This is a genomic window from Neobacillus sp. DZ-9 (assembly GCF_059587065.1).
Window position 1 is genome coordinate 150,585 of the sequence record NZ_JCAIOL010000009.1, and the last position, 20,713, is coordinate 171,297.

At 39.2% G+C, this 20,713-nt stretch carries 17 protein-coding genes and 1 riboswitch; of the genes, 12 read left to right on the top strand and 5 right to left on the bottom strand.

Annotation, left to right across the window (positions count from 1 at the left end; all coding sequences use genetic code 11):
• Positions 1–51: 51 nt before the first annotated feature.
• The 6 genes from efeO (at position 52) to AC59HZ_RS23180 (ending at position 7,783) form a co-directional block, all read left to right on the top strand.
• Positions 52–900, top strand: coding sequence for an iron uptake system protein EfeO (gene efeO, locus AC59HZ_RS23155; RefSeq protein ID WP_496548116.1), 849 nt, complete (start codon positions 52–54; stop codon positions 898–900).
• A complete protein-coding gene (gene efeB, locus AC59HZ_RS23160) occupies positions 901–2,187 on the top strand; it encodes an iron uptake transporter deferrochelatase/peroxidase subunit (protein ID WP_496548117.1) in 1,287 nt (428 codons plus the stop codon).
• Between the two features lie 30 nt (positions 2,188–2,217).
• Complete coding sequence (locus AC59HZ_RS23165) at positions 2,218–3,963, top strand: FTR1 family iron permease (protein WP_496548118.1); 1,746 nt, start codon at positions 2,218–2,220, stop codon at positions 3,961–3,963.
• 106 nt (positions 3,964–4,069) lie between these two features.
• The gene (locus AC59HZ_RS23170; protein ID WP_496548119.1) at positions 4,070–5,416 is read left to right on the top strand and encodes a polysaccharide biosynthesis protein; all 1,347 of its coding nucleotides are present in this window, start codon (positions 4,070–4,072) and stop codon (positions 5,414–5,416) included.
• 67 nt (positions 5,417–5,483) lie between these two features.
• Positions 5,484–6,002 carry an RNA polymerase sigma factor gene (locus AC59HZ_RS23175; protein ID WP_496548120.1) on the top strand — a complete coding sequence of 173 codons (519 nt, stop codon included), beginning with the start codon at positions 5,484–5,486 and terminating at the stop codon, positions 6,000–6,002.
• 41 nt (positions 6,003–6,043) lie between these two features.
• Positions 6,044–7,783 carry an aromatic amino acid hydroxylase gene (locus tag AC59HZ_RS23180; RefSeq protein ID WP_496548121.1) on the top strand — a complete coding sequence of 580 codons (1,740 nt, stop codon included), beginning with the start codon at positions 6,044–6,046 and terminating at the stop codon, positions 7,781–7,783.
• A gap of 44 nt (positions 7,784–7,827) precedes the next feature.
• Here the strand turns inward: AC59HZ_RS23180 and AC59HZ_RS23185 are convergent, their stop codons facing one another.
• Positions 7,828–8,463 (bottom strand): Bax inhibitor-1/YccA family protein, encoded by a 636-nt coding sequence (locus AC59HZ_RS23185; RefSeq protein WP_496548122.1) that lies wholly within the window; start codon positions 8,461–8,463, stop codon positions 7,828–7,830.
• Positions 8,464–8,512: 49 nt separating this feature from the next.
• Positions 8,513–8,911, bottom strand: coding sequence for a large conductance mechanosensitive channel protein MscL (gene mscL / locus AC59HZ_RS23190; RefSeq protein ID WP_496548123.1), 399 nt, complete (start codon positions 8,909–8,911; stop codon positions 8,513–8,515).
• A 157-nt stretch (positions 8,912–9,068) separates the two neighbouring features.
• A riboswitch (PreQ1 riboswitch) is annotated at positions 9,069–9,115 on the top strand.
• 90 nt (positions 9,116–9,205) lie between these two features.
• Here mscL and queF point away from each other — a divergent pair.
• Entirely contained in the window at positions 9,206–9,703 is a 498-nt protein-coding gene (queF, locus tag AC59HZ_RS23195; RefSeq protein WP_223589673.1) for a preQ(1) synthase, read from the top strand.
• Between the two features lie 38 nt (positions 9,704–9,741).
• Here the strand turns inward: queF and AC59HZ_RS23200 are convergent, their stop codons facing one another.
• Positions 9,742–11,244 (bottom strand): response regulator transcription factor, encoded by a 1,503-nt coding sequence (locus AC59HZ_RS23200; protein WP_496548124.1) that lies wholly within the window; start codon positions 11,242–11,244, stop codon positions 9,742–9,744.
• Between the two features lie 204 nt (positions 11,245–11,448).
• On the opposite strand from AC59HZ_RS23200, the gene AC59HZ_RS23205 reads away from it, so the two are divergent.
• Genes AC59HZ_RS23205 through AC59HZ_RS23215 form a run of 3 tightly spaced genes read left to right on the top strand, consistent with a single transcriptional unit; the run spans position 11,449 to position 13,607 of the window.
• On the top strand, positions 11,449–12,021 hold the full coding sequence (locus tag AC59HZ_RS23205; protein WP_496548125.1) for a DUF6230 family protein: 573 nt from the start codon (positions 11,449–11,451) through the stop codon (positions 12,019–12,021).
• Between the two features lie 13 nt (positions 12,022–12,034).
• Positions 12,035–12,421, top strand: coding sequence for a DUF6114 domain-containing protein (locus AC59HZ_RS23210; RefSeq protein ID WP_496548126.1), 387 nt, complete (start codon positions 12,035–12,037; stop codon positions 12,419–12,421).
• Between the two features lie 13 nt (positions 12,422–12,434).
• Positions 12,435–13,607 carry a hypothetical protein gene (locus AC59HZ_RS23215; RefSeq protein WP_496548127.1) on the top strand — a complete coding sequence of 391 codons (1,173 nt, stop codon included), beginning with the start codon at positions 12,435–12,437 and terminating at the stop codon, positions 13,605–13,607.
• Between the two features lie 66 nt (positions 13,608–13,673).
• On the opposite strand, the gene AC59HZ_RS23220 is transcribed toward AC59HZ_RS23215, so the two are convergent.
• Together AC59HZ_RS23220 and AC59HZ_RS23225 are read right to left on the bottom strand one after the other, a co-directional pair.
• A complete protein-coding gene (locus tag AC59HZ_RS23220) occupies positions 13,674–14,906 on the bottom strand; it encodes an aminopeptidase (RefSeq protein WP_496548128.1) in 1,233 nt (410 codons plus the stop codon).
• 345 nt (positions 14,907–15,251) lie between these two features.
• Entirely contained in the window at positions 15,252–16,523 is a 1,272-nt protein-coding gene (locus tag AC59HZ_RS23225) for an MDR family MFS transporter (protein ID WP_496548129.1), read from the bottom strand.
• A 133-nt stretch (positions 16,524–16,656) separates the two neighbouring features.
• Between AC59HZ_RS23225 and AC59HZ_RS23230 the strand changes: the two genes are divergently transcribed.
• Together AC59HZ_RS23230 and hutH are read left to right on the top strand one after the other, a co-directional pair.
• Positions 16,657–18,846 (top strand): DNA topoisomerase III, encoded by a 2,190-nt coding sequence (locus AC59HZ_RS23230; protein ID WP_496548130.1) that lies wholly within the window; start codon positions 16,657–16,659, stop codon positions 18,844–18,846.
• Positions 18,847–19,176: 330 nt separating this feature from the next.
• Positions 19,177–20,694, top strand: coding sequence for a histidine ammonia-lyase (gene hutH, locus AC59HZ_RS23235; protein WP_496548131.1), 1,518 nt, complete (start codon positions 19,177–19,179; stop codon positions 20,692–20,694).
• Positions 20,695–20,713 lie beyond the last annotated feature (19 nt).

Genomic DNA, 20,713 nt, shown 5'->3' on the forward strand with positions numbered 1-20,713 from the left:
ATAAGTATATGATAATGATTATCATTAGTATTTAAGCGGAGGGTTTTTTTTATGAAATTATTAAAAGTATCTGGAAGTCTAATTATATCTAGCAGTCTATTATTTGGATGTTCTAATACAGTCAAAGATTCAACTACAGAAAAAGTAAAAGAAACAAAGAATACATCTTCAGAAGCTTTTAAAGGGGTAACAGATGAATACCGTAAATATGCTATAGGTGAAATTGAAGAATTTGTAAAGGCAACGGAAGCTTTTACCACAGCAGTTAAAAACGGTGAAATCGATAAAGCGAAAGAACTGTATGGAACATCCCGGATGCATTATGAGCGTGCAGAACCAATTGCAGAAGTTTTCGGAGATCTCGATCCCAAAATTGATGCCCGTGAAGGAGACGTCCCTGATGCAGAATGGACCGGATACCACCGCATCGAAAAAGGACTATGGGTTGAAAACACCACAAAGGGTTATGAGCAGTATGCTGACCAGCTTATGAAAGATGTGAATCTATTAAGAGCAAAAGTAGATACTGTCGAAGTCACACCAGAGCTATTAATAACAGGTGCAGTTGATTTGTTAAATGAGGTTTCTACTTCAAAGGTTACCGGTGAAGAGGATCGTTATTCCCATACGGATTTATTTGACTTTGCGGCAAATGTTGAGGGAGCGGAAAAAATCTATCAGCTTTTAAATCCGGCATTAAAGAAAAAGGATCTTGAGGTTTCAAAGGAAATTCAGTCCAAATTTGCTGATGTTTATAATCTATTAAACAAGCATAAAACAGATGGTGGTTATAAACTCTATACAGATTTATCACAATCAGAAGTTAAAGAGCTTAGTCAGGCTATCGATGCTCTTGCTGAGCCGCTATCTCAAATTGGAAAGGTAAAGGAGGCGTCGTAAATGACAAACAATCCTAACAGCATAGAGGCACAAAAGGCAAATAAGATTTCGAGACGTGATGTCCTGAAAACTGCTGGTGTTGGCGGGGTAGGAATACTTTTAGGGGCATCCGGATTTGGCGGCTTGATGTCAATAACGGAAAGCAAGGCAACCAGTAAAATTGAAAAGGAAATCGTTACGTTCTATGGAAAGCACCAAAGCGGAATTACAACAAAAGCACAAAACCATATATATTTTGTTTCTTTAGATGTGACAACTTCAAAAAAAGAAGATTTGATAAAACTATTTAAAGATTGGACAAAGGCCTCGGCACTAATGACTGAAGGGAAGACAGTTGGTGAACTTTCCAGCAATGAGTTTCTTCCACCTAAGGATACAGGAGAGGCGGCAGGCTTATCTCCATCGAATTTGACGATTACCTTTGGAGTCGGGCCGAGTCTTTTTGTAAAAAACAATCAGGATCGTTTTGGGTTAAAGCAGAAGCAGCCAAAGGAATTAGTCGATCTTCCGAAATTCCCGCTCGATGCTTTAGAAGAGGAGTGGACAGGCGGAGATCTTTGTATCCAGGCATGCGCCGATGATTTGCAGGTGGCCTTTCATGCTATCAGAAACTTGATCAGGATTGCTCGGGGAAAAGCCATATTACGCTGGGCTCAGACAGGCTTCCAGCGGAGCAAACAGGCTGATTCAAAAAATGAAACACCTAGGAATTTGTTTGGCTTTAAAGACGGAACAATAAACCCGGATGTGAATAGCGAAAAAGAAATGAATGAAATTGTTTGGGTACAGCCAGGAGATGGTCCCAATTGGCTTGTGAATGGCAGTTATCTCGTTGTCCGCCGTATTCAAATGTTTATTGAAGTGTGGGATCGCACTTTATTAAAAGAGCAGGAGAATACCTTTGGACGCCATCGCGAGAGCGGTGCACCTCTTGGTCAAAAAAATGAACTTGATAGAGCCGATTTCAATCATAAAGATGAAAACGGACAAGATTATATTCCTGCTGATTCACACTTCCGGCTCTCTCGAGGGGATGGAACTCAAAAAATTCTTCGCAGGGGATTTTCCTACTCTGATGGTATGGACGTAAAAACTGGGTCCCTGGATGCAGGCCTGCTTTTCGTGGGTTTTCAGCGGACGCCAAGCAAACAATTTATCCCTATTCAAACCCGTTTAGCGAATATGGATAAATTAAATGAATATATTTCACACCGCGGAAGCGCCATTTTCGCTTGCCTGCCTGGAACAAAACAGGGAGGTTTTATTGGAGAGACACTATTTAATTAGTGTTTTTCCTTTTATAGAGGAGAGAGTTATATGCAAAAATTGTTGAAGCCATTTCTATTTCTGACGATATTATTTGTGTTTTTGCAAGCGGTACAACCAGTTTCAGCGGCAGAAAATCATGATGAGCTCTTTGTCCTAATTGGCGATAGTTTAATGAAGGCGAAGGATGGAGATAGGGCAACTGTTGCTAAAAACATGGAACAATTCGCAAGCGAATGGATTTCCATTAAAAAATCAGACAGCAAGCAGTCAAAAAAGGTGGACGAAAACCTTAATAAGGTTCAAAGTTTACTAGCCAAAGAGAATGTTGATAAAGAGGCACTTTCAAGAAGCCTATCGGCTCTGTCAAGTTCAGTTGTTCTGTATGATCAGGAACAAAATCCTGAAGATAAGGCAAAAGGAAAAGAGCAAGTAAAACAATTGCTTCCGCTAACCGCAAAATTAAAGGAATCGATTAAGGCGGGGAATCCATTAACCCTAAAGGCTGAATACCAGTCGCTCCTAAATCAATGGAATGCATCAGAAAAGATTGTTCATGATGAAAGTATTGCGACATATGGGAACATCGAAAAATACATGGCATTAATCCGGATCGCGATTACACAAAACCCAGCGGATCTGAAAAAAGCTGAAACGAATGTAGATAAATTAACAACAGTAGTGCAGGATTTCTTAGCGGGGAAGGTTTCGAAGCAGGAAAAAAGTGATTATTCTTTATCAGACCTTACGGCTTTGTTAAGTAAGGCTGAGAATGAAATTGCTGACGAAAAGTATTCGAATGCAAGCAATGATTTAAATGAAATCCTAAATATCTGGCCGATGGTTGAAGGGGACGTGTCAACAAAGGACAGTAAGCTCTACAGTGATATCGAAACAAAAATTCCGGAAGCTATTAGTATATTAAGTTCGGAGAAAGTAAATGCGCAAAAGGCTAAGACCATCATTGAGGATATAAATAAAAGATTGGCTCCTTTAATGAGCAAAACGGATTATTCATTATGGGATGCGGCTCTTATTTTATTACGTGAAGGGTTAGAAGGGCTGCTAATCGTTGCTACCCTAATTGCTTTCTTAAAGAAAATGGGCCAGCAAACTAAACAAAAATGGATTTGGGCTGGTGTTGCGGCAGGAGTGCTGGCAAGTGCAGTGCTTGCAGTCATTATCAATATTGTCTTTTCAAAGATCACTGCAGCGTCAAGCCGGGAGTACATCGAAGGTATAACGGGTGTTATAGCGGTTGTCATGATGCTGACGATAGGGGCATGGCTTCATAATAAATCCAGCATCGGGAATTGGAATAAATATATTAATGAGCAGATGCAGCAGGCCATTGCACGAGGTAGCCTTTTATCGTTTGCCTTTATCAGCTTCCTTTCTGTATTTCGTGAAGGGGCAGAGACAATCATTTTTTACGCAGGGATCACTCCATATATAAGCATGCAGCAGCTTGTACTAGGAATACTACTTGCTGCAGGATTACTAGTGATTGTTGGCTTTGCAATTATTCATTACAGTGTTAAAATTCCCATCCGTTTGTTTTTTAAAGCAGCAACCCTATTAATTTATTTCTTGGCCTTTAAAATTCTTGGCATCAGCATTCATGCCTTACAGATTTCCAACCTCCTCTCCACAAGTACGGTGCAAAATCTTCCGTTCATAGATTGGATGGGATTATATCCAACCTGGGAAACCACTTTAACTCAAGCATTGTTAGTAGCAGTCATCATTCTAATGACATGGATGGTTAAGAAGCGCGCGGTTACATCAAACATTTAAAAGGGCGAAGGCCCTTTTTTTGTTGCTTCCAAAAATATTCTCCTAATAATCATGGAACTTGTCTCATAAGTTATAAGGTGATATTAAAATAAGGGAGAATAAAAAAGTGGCTATTTACTACAAAAGTGTTTTCTTTTTAGCGGCTTCTGCATTTTTGGGAGAAGGAATTGAGTTCTTGGTAAATATGATTCTTGCAAGAGAGTTGGGAACACACGGTTTAGGGCTTTATATGTCCATTCTGCCAACGATCTTTTTGATTGTCCTGCTTTCGAGCTTCGAACTGCCAGTCTCGATTTCAAAATTCATTGCTGAACGTGAAGAACGCTATCACCGAAATATTCTTTATCATGCCATTACAATTACCATTGTCTTTACAAGTATTCTATTTTTATTGGCAACCGTGATTATCCCGTTCATCCCGATTTTTAAAACGTACCATCCGTATATTAGATGGTTTGTTATGATTCTCATACCGGTGATTTCCTTTACTTCGGTAGCAAGAGGATATTTTATGGGGAAGCAGCAGATGGGGAAAATTGCCGTTTCCAATTTTTTGAGAAAAGTCGTGCAGCTTGTCGGCCTATTTATCCTATTTCGATTCCTCGCCTTTGACTCAGAAAGGGCTCTATTAATCGCTATTGGCACGTTAATTGGCAGTGAAATTGTTGTTTTCCTTTACCTCATTTACATGTTTATCATTCAATTTCAACAAATCAAGCGACAGCCTTTTTCCAATCTAAATCGGAAGGCCGTTCGGAAAAATTTAATGGCCGTTTCAATACCAACAACTGGGATGCGCTTGTTTTCTGCTTTTACCAATGCCATTCAACCCTTTGTCATAAAGGCAGCATTAGTGCACTCTGGAATGACGGAAAAACTTGCAACCGAGCAATTTGGGATGCTGATGGGTGTGGCGATGTCGATTGGCTTCTTTCCAGCTTTTATTGCTCATTCGCTATTAGTTGTTCTCATCCCTGCTGTATCTAAAGCCCATTCCCAGCGTGATTTTCCTGCCTTACAAAAAATGCTCCAGCAGGTGATGAAACTTACCCTTTTGTACGGTGTTGCAGCAGTCACTATTTTCTACTTTTATGCTCCTGAATTAACGTCCCTTTTCTTTAAATCGGAAACACCTGCTATCTTCCTGCAATTACTATGGCCGTTTTTCTTGTTCCATTTCTTTATTATGCCGATGCAGGCTTTTATGATCGGTTTAGACATGATTAAAGAGGCGTTTATTCATATTATTTGGTCAACCGTAATCTCCTTTGGACTTATTCTTTGGCTTGGTTCTCAAGCGGATTGGGGAATGAATGGAGTTATTATTGGAATGAATACGGGTTCCGTCTTATTAGCGATGATGCATTATTTAACCATTTGCAAGAAAATAGGCTTTTCCATTTTTATGAAGGGGCTTATACAAAAAGGGCAGAAATTTAATGATGGGGTGTAGGGGTCATTACCATCCTTTCCGTCTAATAAAGTAGGTATTATTTTATTGAAGGGAAGGATGGAACGAAATGGGAAAAGGATTTGTACAACTATTTGAAGAATTAATAATAGAACATGGGCCGGCCATTTTTAAATATATTTTATCGTTAGTGAAACAGAAAGAACTTGCCGAGGACCTTTATCAAGAGGTGTTACTTTCTGCGTATTTGGCATATCCTGCAGTAAAGGAGCATTCAAAATATAAAAGCTGGTTGTTTATAATAGCAGTAAATAAATGCCGCGATTATTGGCGTAAAGAAAACAAGTCTAAATTATTTTGGAAGGAAGAGGTTTATTCCTACTCAGCCTCGGCTTATTGCTCTCCTATTCCTGAAGAGGAAGTACTACATAAATTTACAGCTAAACAAATGGCTGAAAAAGTAAACCTGCTGCCTGAAATTTATCGTAAACCTATTTATCTTTATTACTATCAAGATTTAACTCTAGATGAAATTGCACGAAAAAGTAATCTGCCGATGTCTACGGTAAAAACTAGGATGAAACGAGCGAAGGAACGTCTGCGGCCCAAGGTACAATCTCTCGCTTGATGCTCCTGATTAAACTATTCACTTAGAGGAGAATGTTCACGATGACTGGTAATGCTACAAAAGAAATCCCTGCTCATTTAATGCCGTTTATTTCCAAACAATACTACCATCGCTATACTCCCATCGATCATGCAGTCTGGCGATTTGTAATGAAGCAAAATCACTATTTTTTGAAACAAATTGCGCATCCAGCTTATGTAAATGGCCTCCGAGATTCTGGAATCAAAACTGAATCGATTCCAAAGGTAGAGGATATGAATTCGAGCTTGGCAAAAGTGGGCTGGGGGGCCGTTACGATTGATGGCTTGATTCCAGGTTCGGCCTTTTATGGTTTTTTAGCAAACGGGATTTTACCGATTGCAACAGAAATAAGGAACATCCAAAACATTGCGTATACGCCGGCACCAGATATGCTTCATGAAGCAGCTGGCCATGCCCCGATTTTATTAGATGAATCATACAGGGACTTCGTTAAGAAAATTGGAGAAATGGGCGCAAAAGCTCTATCGAGTAAAGAAAAACTAGAGGTATTTATGGCGGTTCGCCATTTAACGATTGTCGCTGAGGACCCAAAATCAACACCAGAGCAGGTGAAAGCTGCGGAACAACAAGTGGCTGAAGCTAGAAAGAAGGTAAAAGGATTATCGGAATCTGACCAAGTATCACGGCTTTTTTGGTGGACCGTTGAATATGGATTAATTGGCGAATTAGATGATCCAATAATTTATGGTGCCGGCTTGCTGTCTTCAGTAGGAGAAAGTCAAAGCTGTTTAAAGGAAGATGTAAGAAAAATTCCTTTTTCAGTTGAGGAATGTACGAAGACTCCTTATGATGTGACAAAGCCACAGCCGCAATTATTTGTTTGTAAAAGCTTTGATGATTTAGTAGCCGAGATTGATGAATTTGCTAATACGATGGCATTTCGGAAAGGCGGAACAGAAAGCCTCGAAAAGGCACTGACTACTGAAAATACAGCCACGATGGTTTTCTCTTCTGGTTTGCAGGTAACTGGTACGGTTGCAGATATATTGAGGGATGATACAGGAGAAGCTGTTTATTTCCGTACTGCAGGACCTACTGCTTTATCCTATGATAACCACCAATTAGCAGGCCATGGCACCGAAACACACCGAAAAGGCTTTGGAACGCCAATCGGTAAATTAAAGGGTGATATTGTTCTTGAATACTGCTCGATGGAGCAATTAAGTGCCCTAGGGATCATAGAAGAAAAGGAAGCAGTTTTAAATTTTCAAAGCGGGGTTAGGGTAGAAGGCGCCGTTAAGAGTATTTTGTGCTCAGAGGAAAACCCTATCATTATTTCCTTTAAGGATTGTACCGTGATCTATAAGGACAAAGTTCTTTTTGAAAAAGCTTGGGGTACCTTCGATATGGCGGTGGGATCAAAGATCACCTCTGTCTTTGCCGGTGCTGCCGATCCTAACAATTATTTTGATATTGAATCAAAAGAGGAAATCGAGGAAGAAATGGATCAGCCAAGCTGGAGTGAGCTTGAGGGCTTATATGAAAAAGTCCGGAATTTACGCGAGGCAGCCGTTTGGAATGAACAGAGTTTACCCAGTTTAAATGAAGTTTTAGACAAATTGGATCAAGATTATCTTTACGAATGGCTGTTGCGCTTGGAGATATTAGAACTCTATAAAATTCATAATGGCAGTCACTCTAATGTTGATAGAATTTTAAAATCATTAAATAAAGCTGAGTGGGAGCCATCTGTGAAACAAATGATTGGTCGAGGCCTGACTTTGTTTAACGGCAATTAAAATCAAAAGGAGCTTGGGGTTGTTGACCCTCAGCTCCTAATTTTTTAGTCTTTACTATTTAAAATTCCAAAGATACGGAGAATGCTGATAAATAGATTAACGAAGTCCAAATATAAGTTTAATGCCATCAAAGGCACTTCCTCGGCTTTAACTCCATAATGCTTCATGCGGCTGATATCGAAGAGAACATAACCGCTGAATACTAATACTCCGATAAATGAATAGGCAAGCATTCCTGTAGAGCTTAATGGAAAGAAAATATTAAAAATTGAAATGGCTACTAATGCAAGCAGGGCAGCGAGTAAAAAACCACCTAAGAAAGAAAAGTTCTGTTTTGACTTTGCGGCGTAAATAGCAATACCAGAGAAAACTACTGTAGTGCTTGCGAATGCCATTATAACGACGTTAGCGCCTGAAGTAGCTAGGTAGTAAGCAACGATTGGGTATAAGGTAATCCCTGAAATAAAGGTGAAAAGATACAGGAATGAATAAGACATTGCTTTTTTCCTTCTAACAAAGAACGCAATCATCAGCATGACAAATTCTAAAATGGCTAGTGGCATAAAAAGAGCTGGCGGTACAAATACTCCTGCCATGGTGCCTAGGAAGGCTATGGCTAGGGAAAAGGCAAACGTCCGTAAAACAGATGGCATAAATTCAGTTGATGTTTGTGGATACAATTTAACTTCACCTCAAAATATTGTATTACTAAGTTATACGTAAAAGTGGTCAAGATGTTTCATTTTTTCTGAAAAAATCTTTGTCTTCTTTTAAAAGGTCGCGAATCTCGGCTAAAAGTTGTTCTTCACGGCTGATTTTTTCTTCAACCACCACAGGCTCTTCTTTCTTTTTAAATCGGTTCAGGAACTTGATAAAGAGGAAAATCGAAATGGCGATAATGAAGAAATCAAGGACTGATTGAAGAAATACGCCATATTTTATCGGTCCATAGGAGAGATCTTTAATATCCTCTACGTTTACTGCACCGCTAATTACTACAATTATTGGCATAATAATATCTGCCACAAGGGATGAGACGATTTTACCGAAGGCTCCGCCGATAATAACCCCCACCGCTAAATCAATAACATTGCCTTTCATGGCAAATTGTTTAAATTCTTTCCACATGAAACAATACCTCCGAGAATAGTTTCTTAATTGTATATTGTAACCATAAGACTCTTAATATTTCAAACTCAAAGCATTTCCAGTAAAATGTTGATTGACAGTTACTTGAATATTAACTATAGTTACTATGTTAAATTAAATTTATCTGCGCCCGTTTATGGGAGAGGTTCATAGCGTATACCCTCTATAAAAAACTATGGAATGGACAAATTGACCATATCCTTAGGATATGGTTTTTTATTTCTTAGTTTTATGAGCTCCTATAATGCGCGGTTAACATAAGGAGGACTAAAAATGGCAGGAAGAACAGATGCCGAATTAGAAGGCGTAACACTACTTGGTAACCAAGGAACAAAATACTTGTTTGAATATACTCCAGAGGTATTGGAGGCGTTTGATAATAAGCATCCAAACCGTGACTATTTTGTAAAATTCAATTTCCCTGAATTCACAAGTCTTTGTCCAAAAACAGGGCAGCCTGACTTTGCAACAATTTATATCAGCTACATTCCAGATCAAAAAATGGTCGAAAGTAAATCTCTTAAGCTATATCTTTTCAGCTTCCGAAACCATGGAGACTTCCATGAAGACTGCATGAACATTATTATGAATGATTTAATCAAGCTGATGGACCCAAGATACATCGAGGTTTGGGGCAAATTCACTCCAAGAGGCGGCATCTCCATTGATCCTTACTGCAACTACGGCAGACCAGGGACAAAATATGAGCAAATGGCCGATCACCGCATGATGAACCACGATCTTTATCCTGAAAAAATTGATAACCGCTAATATGAAAGAGCAGCAATCCATCATGGAGCTGCTCTTTTTTACGAAATCAAGTTCATCTTGAATGCTTTAACCGCAGCATCGGTTCTGTTTTTTGCCGCTAATTTTTGAATAATAACAGACACATAGTCACGGACCGTATAGCTGCTTAAATGAAGCTCACTTGCTGCTTCGTTAATCGACGCACCTTCCGAAATTAACTTTAACACTTCTTTTTCACGCTGGGTCAATAAACAATTAGAACCCCCAAATTGTTGAATGGCCTCATCCCATATCGAATACATTAATTCCCCAGCGTACCTGCCAAATTTAATCAGTGTCGCCAAGGTTTGTGAGGATACTGCAAATTCGGAGTCCTCTCCCTGGTCCAATAAGGCAATTCCAAGCAATCTGCTTTTAGAGGGTGCATATATTGGCAAGATAACTAATGAACGAAGCTTATACTCCTGTACATATTTTTTCGGTAAAATCTCAGCTGCATCCGCAAAGTAAAGAGGGTGGGATTGAATCAAAGGAAGTAAATATTTCTGAATTAGGGAAAGCTCGAAAACCTCTTCTTTAATTTGCTGTACAGATGGGATGCTGACATTATAACCAGAAACACCAATTCCGGTATCCTCGTAGTGATTATATAAAAATAAGGCACAGCGGCTGAAGGGCATATAATCCACTAATCCCTTTGTAATGGCTTTAACTGCATCATCGGCATTTCGAGAGGGTAATAAGTGCTGAAAAAACAGGAGGGAAGCATCCTTCCAAACTATTTTTCTTTCAAGATGATAAAGCCTTAATTGGCGAAGATACATATCCCGAACAAACTGGATTTGCTGTTCCCCAATCGCTAAATCGTGTTCCTGCAGACAAACGAGCAAAATTTCATTCAAACAGGGAATTTTGAGGATTCTCTCCTTATCTGTACCTACTCCAATCAATCTGGAGATTGCCAGTGAAAGATGGTCAATTTCTCCTGATTTTAAACCTGAACACATATTAAGCAAATGGCTGTCCACTCCATGCTCAGGAGAACAAACAACACTATCAATTTGAAAATCGTCCTGTTCTTTTTTTACAACAGCTACCCATTTCATTGGGAGAATGTTCGTTGCCATGATCATTTTAACCCATTTATCGGTCAGGTTCTCACTGTCCTGGGTTAATAGCGCTTGGTCAAGGATTCTTGCAAAAAAAGCTTGGATTGCCTGATGGTCAAAAAAGGTTGCAGATGGATTGGCAGCAGCCAGCTTATGAAAAATATTTTCAATTGTTGTAACCAGTAAGATGGTTTCATTTTCGTCAAACTTGCCAGAAAAGCGTTTTTGCCATTCTGTCAGCAAAGAAAAAATAAAAGAGTCTATTCGGGGCGTCTGTTCACTTAAAATTTTTTGGATAGCTATTTCAATCATGATATCAAATTCATCTACTAAACTTTCGTTTCGGTATTTTAATGTGGGCAGGAGCTCTTTCCATTCTTTCATAAATGCCTCTCGATGCTCCATAAGGATATCGAGCCCTTTCAGTAAAAGCTGTTCCACTTTATGCTCCATGTGCTTCAGCCTCCATAACCTTTCTATGTTTAAAATGTTCGATGAAAAAAATTCCAATATGTCCGTAGTGGAAGCTCATACCCGACATTTGACGGGTTCGTAATAATTTTACGATATTTTTCGTGATTGTAGTAGTAAACCAAGGGTAGTAAGGTATAGAAAAGATAGATTGTTTAAAAAATTCAAAAAATAGGAGGGGTTTAAATGGAAAGTCCACTTCAACTTGTGGAAGGTACAACAAGCAAAAAAGTTTTTTGGTCAGCTTTAGGTGCTGGAATCTTAACGTTAGCACTATTATTAGTTTCATTTGGTGTATCAGGGGTAGCCTATGCTGTTCCGATTGCGGGTGTCGGGGATTTTTATGTTGAGTTTGACAAATTAGTTGGAACCGGTTACACCTTCTATCCTAAAATGGGGGAAACAAGCAGTTCTGATTCGGCCCCACAAGGTACCAATTTAATCGAAAATCTAACCATCGACAATTTGCAATTGTATAAGGATTTTAATGTAGGCGGAGAGTGGATCCGTGTGAAAATTGCGGCGTCTAAACCAGTTCAGATCAGCGGATTGCAGCATGACGCCGGTCTTATTCAGGCAGATGCCAAATTCGAGAATTTAGTCCTTCAGGAAAAGCACAGCGATGACTGGCAAAAACAATTCAAGCAAACTTCTTCCTCAATTGTTTTAGAACATGCCAAATTAAAAACGCACTATCTCTTCCAGAAGACCATTAATATGAATGGAATGAAACTTACCGTAGAAAAAATTAATAAATAGGGAGGGCGTACAGATGGGTTTTAGTAAATGGCGAAAACAACGGCCGTTGTGGGGGGCATTACTGACTATTGTAAGTGGTTTAATGATATTATGGGTTCCTTTAAATCTTTATCTAAGTACCTTCCTGCCAGGGTCGATTGCAATAATTGGATTATTATTTGGCGGATTAATAACCTTAATTGGCATTGTAGCTTTAATTTTTCCTAATGCTTCAAAAATTCTTGGGATTTTTACCATATTTTTATCCATTCTTTCTGTTATCGGCGCCTTAGGGGGGTTCTTATTTGGCACTATTTTTGGAATTATTGGCGGCGCACTGTTGATGGCATGGCGACTTGGTCCAGCGAAGGTAAAAGTCTCACGTTTTGGAGGCGTTGAAGAGACGATACACAATTTTTAAAGGAGAGCTTAATATGTGGTGGAAAAGCAAGTTTATCTTGTTAAGTTGCAGTCTAACGCTCATGTTTTTGTCAATATGCTCTCTCGGTAAAAGTGTATATGCCGAAAAATTAGATACAGATGGTTTTATTATCGAAGCAGATCGAGTGGTTGGCTCAGGAATGACAGCATCTATTGTAAAACAAGAAACTACAGAAAATGATATGAAGCCAATGCTTCGCTTTCAATATCAGTCGGCAACGATTTATGGAATGAGATTAACGAAACTTGTTGAATCAGCAAATGGTCCAGTCAGTATCACCTTAAAAGCAAGTGGACCAGTTACGGTAAAAGGGATGACTGTTGATACTACAGCCATTTCCTTTAAAGGCGCATGTATTAATGCATCTGAAACAGTTCCTGAGTTAGGCATGGAAGATGTGGTTATGGTCGCACATTATATGAAATCGGACGATAGTTTAATAGAAAAGTTAGTCCTTAATACTATTTCCGGAAATGCTGGTGCTGAAAAGCCGGGGAAATTGCAAATCCTCCAGAATTTAAGCTTGCTTCCATTGAATCAATTGGATAATGAAATTGAAAAAATTTCGGCTGGGCATCTGCCTCTTACTTGTGTAAATGGTTCAAAAGCGGACACGCCGTCTCGCGGCATTGGAGAAATTACCGATCCGATTCAAGATGTTATTGATGGCGTGACCAACCCGCTTGATCCGGTAACAAAGCCACTAGAACCAATTTTGAAACCGTTTGATCCAATAGCTAAACCGCTTGAGCCTGTCCTGAAACCGTTAGAGCCTGTTGTAAAACCGCTTGAACCAGTGTTGAAGCCGCTCGAGCCTGTAACAAAACCACTTGAGCCGGTAGTTAGCGGAACAACGGAAAAAGTGGAACAGGTGGTAAAATCTGTTTGTGAGCAAATGGAGGATGCAAAAGGGGTGATTAATAAAGAGCTGGCATTGGCTTTAATTGATGATGCGATTGCAAAGAATTTACCGTTGAATAAAGTTTGCCAAAGTAACATATCCCTGACCGTAACGCTTCAAAGCTGGGAAGAGAGCCTGTTAAAATCACTCGGACTTATTGATTTATTAGGAAAAGTCATCGTGCAGGATCCAATGCAACAGCTTAATAAAATGCGCGATAATATTTCAAAAGCAAAAGATGGAGCAATCATTTTTACTCCATAAAAAAGAAGGTGTCAGGCACCATGTGATATATTCACATAGTGCCTGACACCTTTCACGCTTATCTTATTAAAAAGCCCAATTTCCGCCTTTAAATACTGGTTCAGTTTTACCATCTGCCGTGATGCCATCGATGTCCATTTGATCAGATCCGATCATGAAATCAACGTGGGTGATACTTTCATTAAGTCCATTTTCAGCCAATTGTTCAGATGACATTTGCTTTCCGCCCTCAATACAGAAGGCATAGGCACTCCCAATAGCTAAATGGTTCGATGCATTTTCATCAAACAACGTGTTAAAGAATAAAACATTAGATTGTGAAATTGGCGAATTGTACGGTACAAGTGCCACTTCACCAAGGTAATGGGAGCCTTCGTCTGTATCGACAAGGCGTTTTAAAATTTCTTCGCCTTCTTCCGCCTTCACACCCACAATTTTTCCATTTTCAAAGGTGATCGAAAAACGGTCGATGATATTTCCGCCGTAGCTTAGCGGCTTTGTACTGGCAACCGTACCATTGACACCGGTTTTGAATGGAACGGTGAATACTTCCTCGGTCGGCATATTGGCCATAAATTCAAAACCCTTTTGATTCACGCTGCCGGCACCAACCCAAATATGTTTTTCGGGAAGCTCAATCGTTAAGTCTGTACCAGGTGCTTTATAGTGAAGTTTAGAATATCGTTTTTCATTTAAATAATGGACTTTTTCGTGAAGCGTTTCGTCATGCTTTTTCCAAGCTTCAACTGGGTTTTCCACATCTACGCGAGTTGCTTTAAAAATGGCCTCCCAAAGTTTGTCGACTTGCTGCTCACTAGGCACATCTGGAAATACCTTAGCAGCCCATGCTGGAGATGCCGCTGCAATTACAGTCCAGCTAACCTTATCTGATTGAATTGCTTTTCGGTAGTTAGACAATGCTTTCCCTGCAGCCTTATTAAAGTTAGAAATCCTTTCAGGGTCCACTCCTTTAAGCAAATCTGGACTCGTAGAAATAACTGACATAAAGGCAGCGCCATTTTCTGCAAGTTGTTCCTGCTCTTTTGCACGCCACTCTGGATACTCAAGAAATGCTTCATTTGGAGCCAAATCGTACTTTGTTCTGGTGACAGTATCATCGTTCCAATTCACAACGACATTGTGGGCACCTGTTTCGTACGCCTTTTTGACAACTAAGCGCACAAATTCAGCAGCATCCAACGTGGCACCAATAACCAAGGTCTGGCCTTTCTGAATATTAACGCCAACCTTAACGGCAAGCTCAGCATATTTTTCAAGGTTTCTTTGAAAATCACTCATATGTATGTCTCCTTTTCAGAATCTTCCTATATATTGTAGCTTTTTTAATTGGAAAAAGAAACCGCTAGCATTTAAACATAAAAAAACAGTAAAGACTGTTCTCTTTACTGCAGTTTGCTGCCATATACTTTTATATTAAAATAAACACCTGCTGAAAAAAGAACGATAAATGTAATAATACCAGATAATGAAGTTGGAGCCATGAATTGAGATAATTCCATTGATTCCACCGTCCTTAAAATAATTAATAAGTTTACACTCTAATTATAATGTTAAAAGGGGTGGATGTGAATAAATTAGTACAATTTTTTGGACATTTTTTGAACTCAACAAAAACGGGACCCATTAGGCCCCGGCATTAATAGATTGCTTTTCAAAAATATTGAACATCAGCCAATATAAGAAACTGCTTAGGAGTGCTAAGATAACCAAGACCAAAAACGTCCAGCTATACCCAATCCAAACCGTCAATGGGATCGAAAGGGGGGCGATTGTCCGGCTGATGGTAAACCGAAGACTTGCAGCGGCAAAATATTGACCTCTCATATGTTCGGGGGCCAGTTTAGAAACAAAGCTTTGCTGTAGCCCTGCGCCCATAAGTTCAGCAAACGTAAATACGGCCATTGCCAAAATTAGTCCCCAAATCAAATGGGTTTGGCTAAAGATCACAACGGAAACGGCATAAACAATAGAAGAAAGCACAAATACGTTTCGTTCATAATATTTACTCATCCATTTTGTTACAACAACCGTCAATAATGCGACAAGGAAGCCATTCTCCGCAAGCACAATTCCAAAGGCCTGCTCTGCCCTTACAGAAAAAGACCAATCTCCAAAGGTAAACAGATTTTGATTTTTAACGACATCCTTAATATAGACAGGAATCAATAAGTCCAACTGCATAAACGTTTGACCAGCTAAAACACCAGCCAAAATAAATAAAAGGAATGTTTTGTCCTTAATAAGGAGCGAATAATCCCTAAACTGGTTAATTAAAAAATAATACCACTTTCCATCAATTGAAGCATCTGCAACCCTTTGAAGGTTAGCTGTTTCACGGGTCCATTTAAATAAAATTAAACCGAGCAGAATGCAAACCATGCCTGCAACAAGCAGTAATTGAAAACGATAGTGAACATAAAATATAGATCCTAAAATAGGACCAATAACAACGGCAATATTGATAGATGTATAGAATATCGCAAAGACGCTGCTTCGGTCTTTTTCTTCGACGACATCCGCAATCATCGCTTGACTTGCCGGCCAATAAAAGGAACCGAAAACACCTGCAACCGCAAACGATAAAAAGCCTACCCAAGGAGAATGAAACCATGGTGAGCTTGCAAAAGCAAATGCCAAAAAAGAAAGTCCCTGTCCAATGGCGGACAAAACCATCATCCGTTTTCGACCAAAGCGGTCGGCACAGTATCCGCCCATTAGATTGGCAATCACAGAAAAAATCTGTGAAAATACTAATAATAATCCTGCTTTATTTTTACCGAATTCATCTGCAAAATAAATCGTTAAAAAGGGAAAAAACATCCAAAAGGTAATGTTCATCATGGCTTCACTAAACAAGCGAACCTTTAGATTTGGATCCCAATCCTTTATCTTCATGCTGTATCCTCGTTTCAAAATTTGATGCCATTTCATCATACTAGAATATGGCACTTTAATGGAACAGTTTTATTATTATTTTTGTACCTATGCTATATTAAACTTATGGAAACTTGAAAGGATGTTTTAAAATATGGCAAAAAGTGTTGTAATTGCTGAAAAACCTTCTGTCGCACGTGATATTGCACGTGTGCTTAATTGTAATAAAAAAGGAAATGGCTATCTTGAAGGTAATAAATATATCGTTACTTGGGCGCTTGGGCACCTAGTAACACTTGCTGATCCAGAAAGTTACGATGTGAAATATAAAACATGGAATTTAGAAGATCTGCCGATGCTGCCTGATCGTTTGAAATTGACAGTAATTAAGCAAACTGGAAAACAGTTTAATGACGTTAAGAGTCAACTGATTAGAAAGGATGTCAGCGAAATAATCGTGGCTACAGACGCAGGAAGAGAGGGAGAATTAGTTGCACGTTGGATTATTGATAAAGTAAAAGTCAATAAACCTATTAAACGTCTTTGGATCTCATCTGTGACAGATAAAGCGATAAAAGATGGCTTTGCTAATTTGAAGCCTGGCAAGTCTTATGACAATTTATATGCTTCAGCTGTCGCACGCTCAGAAGCTGATTGGTATATTGGGCTAAATGCAACCCGCGCATTAACAACCAGGTTCAATGCCCAATTAAACTGCGGTCGTGTTCAAACACCAACTGTTGCAATGATTGCAGCACGCGAGGATGAAATAAAAAATTTCAAAGCACAAACTTATTACGGCATTGAATCCCAAACATCGAACAATTTAAAGCTGACTTGGCAAGATGCAAAAGGGAACAGTCGCAGCTTTGATAAGGAAAAAACCGATGCGATTGTAAAAAAACTAGGAAAACAAAATGCCATTGTAACCGAAATTGAGAAAAAACCGAAAAAGTCATATTCCCCAGCACTTTATGATTTAACAGAACTGCAACGGGATGCGAATAAAATCTTTGGTTACTCTGCAAAGGAAACATTAAACATTATGCAAAAGCTGTACGAGCAGCATAAAGTTTTAACCTATCCGCGTACGGATTCGCGATACATCTCTTCAGATATTGTCGGAACGCTTCCAGAACGATTGAGGGCATGTGGGGGTGGAGAATATCGTCCTTTAACTAATAAAATTTTAAGCAAGCCGATAAAAGTTTCTAAAGCATTTGTTGATGATAGCAAAGTATCAGACCACCATGCTATTATTCCAACAGAAGGCTATGTAAACTTTGCAGCTTTTACAGATAAAGAACGGAAAATTTATGACTTAGTTGTAAAACGATTCTTAGCAGTATTGTTTCCGGCATTCGAGTACGAGCAATTAACGCTTCGAGCGAAAATCGGTGATGAGAACTTCGTTGCAAGGGGAAAAACAATTCTATCAATTGGTTGGAAAGAAGTATATGGAAATCGCTTTGAAGATGATGAAGCAGCAGATGACCTAAAGGAACAGATTTTACCTCGTATCGAAAAAGGCGACACATTAAACGTGAAGCTAATTGCTCAAACATCTGGCCAAACCAATCCACCTGCACGATTTAATGAGGCAACCTTACTTTCGGCAATGGAAAACCCTACGAAGTATATGGAAACAAAAAATAAACAACTGGCAGAAACGTTAAAATCAACTGGTGGATTAGGTACTGTTGCAACACGTGCTGATATAATTGACAAGCTATTCAATTCATTCTTAATCGAAAAGCGCGGAAAAGACATTCACATTACGTCTAAAGGACGTCAATTGTTAGATTTAGTGCCTGAAGAGCTAAAGTCACCTACTTTAACAGGTGAGTGGGAACAAAAGCTTGATCAGATTGCTCATGGAAAGTTGAAAAAAGAAGTCTTTATTAGTGAAATGAAAAACTACACAAGAGAAATCGTTGCTGAAATTAAAGCAAGTAATAAAAAATACAAGCATGACAATATTTCTACTAAGAATTGTCCAGACTGTGGAAAACCAATGCTTGAAGTAAATGGAAAAAAAGGTAAAATGCTCGTGTGCCAAGATCGGGAATGTGGTCATCGTAAAAATGTATCTCGAGTCACAAATGCACGATGCCCACAATGCCATAAAAAACTGGAACTTCGCGGCGAAGGCGAGGGCCAAATCTTCGTATGTAAATGTGGACATCGTGAAAAACTATCTGCTTTCGAAGCACGCCGCAAAAAAGAATCTAGCGGCAAAGTGGATAAGCGCACTGTACAAAAGTATCTAAAAAATCAGCAGAAAGACGAAGAACCATTGAATAATGCGATGGCAGAGGCATTAAAAGGGTTAAAGTTTGATTAACCATCTATTAAAGGGGCCATTCACGAAGATAGAATATCTTTATGAATGGCCCCTTTATCAATCCCTATTACCTTTCATTTGTTATTGTGCTAAAGTATTATCGTGTTAAAATTCTGAAAATTTAATTGACAGTAAGGGTTTTCTTCGCATACAATAATTATCGATACGATAGTTTTATAATTTTTTTGAATGGGATGATAACAATGAGGCATCGCAATAAATTCATACAATATTCCGTTATGTTCATAAAAGAGGCTGGACTCAAAATCTAATCAGATACGAGTCCAGCCTCTTTCTTTATTATACTAAAGTATTAGAGGAGATGGAGAAATGATTACACTTACTGGGAATAGTTTAACGTTGGAGCAAATGAAGGATGTTTTATTTCGCAAGCAAAAGGTCCGTGCTTCTGAACAAAGCATGGAGGCTGCTGCAAAAAGCAGGGAAGCAGTGGAAAGAATCGTATCAGAATCTAAGGTTGTTTATGGAATTACTACCGGTTTTGGTAAATTTAGTGATGTTTTAATTGACAAGGATCATGTACAGGATCTTCAACTTAACTTAATTCGTTCACATGCCTGCGGTGTAGGCGAGCCTTTCCCTGAAGTTGTTGCAAAGGCAATGGTTCTTCTTCGTGCAAATGCACTTTTAAAGGGCTTCTCAGGAATCAGACCGCTTGTTATTGAAAAACTTATTGAATTAGTAAATAAGGATATTATCCCTGTCATTCCGCAACAAGGATCGCTTGGAGCAAGTGGTGATCTAGCTCCATTATCACATCTTGCCTTAGTACTAATCGGTGAAGGCGAAGTTTTTTATAAAGGAAATCGCATGGACTCCCTTTCAGCACTACAGCAGGAAGAAATCCTTCCTGTTACATTAGAAGCGAAAGAAGGCCTCGCTTTGATTAATGGTACTCAAGCAATGACCGCAATGGGGGTAGTAGGATATCTTGAGGCTGAGCAGCTTGCTCATGAGAGTGAGCTTATTGCTTCCATGACAATCGAAGGATTAAATGGAATAATTGATGCTTTTGCTGAAGAAGTTCATGTGGCAAGGGGCTATCAACAGCAGATTGATACAGCTGCGAGAATCCGCCAATATTTAAGTGACAGCTTATTAACGACCATGCAGGGAGAGCTTAGAGTTCAGGATGCTTATTCACTTCGTTGTATTCCACAAGTTCATGGTGCATCTTGGCAGGCTCTTGATTATGTAAAAGAAAAACTAGAAATTGAAATGAATGCGGCAACTGACAATCCGTTAATTTTCGATGATGGTGAAAAAGTAATCTCTGGCGGCAACTTCCATGGTCAGCCGATTGCATTTGCCATGGACTTTATGAAAATTGCTGTTGCCGAATTAGCTAACATTTCTGAAAGAAGGATTGAACGTTTAATCAATCCGCAATTAAATGATTTGCCGCCATTCTTAAGCCCTGAACCAGGCTTACAGTCAGGGGCAATGATTATGCAATATGTAGCCGCTTCACTTGTTTCAGAAAATAAAACTCTTGCCCATCCTGCCAGCGTGGATTCGATTCCTTCATCAGCAAATCAGGAGGATCATGTCAGCATGGGAACAATTGCATCCAGACATGCTTATCAAATCATTCAAAACACTAGAAAGGTCCTTGCAATTGAGTTGATTTGTGCCATGCAGGCTGTAGAATTCCGTGGAGTCGAAAAAATGGCAACACATACAAAGCTACTCTTTGAAAAAGGCCGGGAACAGGTTCCTGCCATTACTCATGACCGAGTATTTTCTAAAGATATCGAAAAGGCATCTGAGTGGCTTAAAAATATTGAATTTTCCCAGATGGTTAGAAGCTTAAAACAAACATTCTAAAGGAAAAAGGCGTGAGTTG

Coding starts and splice junctions, on each gene's coding strand:
- efeO (WP_496548116.1), top strand. CDS start 52: ATGAAATTATTAAAAGTATCTGGAAGTCTAATTATATCTAGCAGTCTA.
- efeB (WP_496548117.1), top strand. CDS start 901: ATGACAAACAATCCTAACAGCATAGAGGCACAAAAGGCAAATAAGATT.
- AC59HZ_RS23165 (WP_496548118.1), top strand. CDS start 2,218: ATGCAAAAATTGTTGAAGCCATTTCTATTTCTGACGATATTATTTGTG.
- AC59HZ_RS23175 (WP_496548120.1), top strand. CDS start 5,484: ATGGGAAAAGGATTTGTACAACTATTTGAAGAATTAATAATAGAACAT.
- AC59HZ_RS23180 (WP_496548121.1), top strand. CDS start 6,044: ATGACTGGTAATGCTACAAAAGAAATCCCTGCTCATTTAATGCCGTTT.
- mscL (WP_496548123.1), bottom strand. CDS start 8,911: ATGTGGAAAGAATTTAAACAATTTGCCATGAAAGGCAATGTTATTGAT.
- queF (WP_223589673.1), top strand. CDS start 9,206: ATGGCAGGAAGAACAGATGCCGAATTAGAAGGCGTAACACTACTTGGT.
- AC59HZ_RS23200 (WP_496548124.1), bottom strand. CDS start 11,244: ATGGAGCATAAAGTGGAACAGCTTTTACTGAAAGGGCTCGATATCCTT.
- AC59HZ_RS23205 (WP_496548125.1), top strand. CDS start 11,449: ATGGAAAGTCCACTTCAACTTGTGGAAGGTACAACAAGCAAAAAAGTT.
- AC59HZ_RS23210 (WP_496548126.1), top strand. CDS start 12,035: ATGGGTTTTAGTAAATGGCGAAAACAACGGCCGTTGTGGGGGGCATTA.
- AC59HZ_RS23215 (WP_496548127.1), top strand. CDS start 12,435: ATGTGGTGGAAAAGCAAGTTTATCTTGTTAAGTTGCAGTCTAACGCTC.
- AC59HZ_RS23220 (WP_496548128.1), bottom strand. CDS start 14,906: ATGAGTGATTTTCAAAGAAACCTTGAAAAATATGCTGAGCTTGCCGTT.
- AC59HZ_RS23225 (WP_496548129.1), bottom strand. CDS start 16,523: ATGAAGATAAAGGATTGGGATCCAAATCTAAAGGTTCGCTTGTTTAGT.
- AC59HZ_RS23230 (WP_496548130.1), top strand. CDS start 16,657: ATGGCAAAAAGTGTTGTAATTGCTGAAAAACCTTCTGTCGCACGTGAT.
- hutH (WP_496548131.1), top strand. CDS start 19,177: ATGATTACACTTACTGGGAATAGTTTAACGTTGGAGCAAATGAAGGAT.